The sequence below is a fragment of the Bradyrhizobium sp. Ken51 genome, assembly GCF_055807435.1.
Window position 1 is genome coordinate 1 of record NZ_JBVVPB010000136.1, and the last position, 546, is coordinate 546.

General features: G+C 57.5%; 1 protein-coding gene. It reads left to right on the top strand.

The window, feature by feature from the left end:
* Positions 1-523, top strand: a 523-nt coding sequence (locus tag AC0L27_RS41180; protein WP_473323829.1) for a M24 family metallopeptidase, incomplete at its 5' end; no start/stop codon positions are given.
* Positions 524-546 lie beyond the last annotated feature (23 nt).

Consider the following 546-nt stretch of genomic DNA (forward strand, 5'->3'; position numbering starts at 1 on the left):
CAATGCGCAGGTCGCGGTTATCTCGTCCGGACCGTCAACATCCTTCCATGCCTCGCTGGGCGGCCGCCTATTGGAGGAGGGCGACATTGTGTTTGTGGAACCGGTTCCGCACTTTCGCGGCTACACCGCGCGGATGATGCGCTCGAAAACGGTCGGTGCGCCGACGGACGAGCAAGCCGAGACTGCGGAGACGATGATCCGAATTCAAGATGATCAGTTCCGTGCCATGAAACCTGGCGCAAAGGCAAAGGATGTCGATCGCATTGTGCGCGAGGGGATATTGGCGGCTGGATTGCGCGACAGCTACACAAATATCACCGGATATACGCTCGGCCTCAAGCGCCCTCCTCGCACCAGTGATTTCACCCGCGTCTTCCTGCCCGATAGCGACTGGCTTCTGGAGGAAAATCAAGTCTTCCACATGTATACCTCGGCGCGAGGCCTGCCGTTTAGTGAAACCGTCGTGGTTACGCCTGAGGGCGGAAAGCGCCTGACGAAAATGGAGCGAAGGCTCTTCTTTTAAAAGCCTGGCTGCTGAAAAGTTGA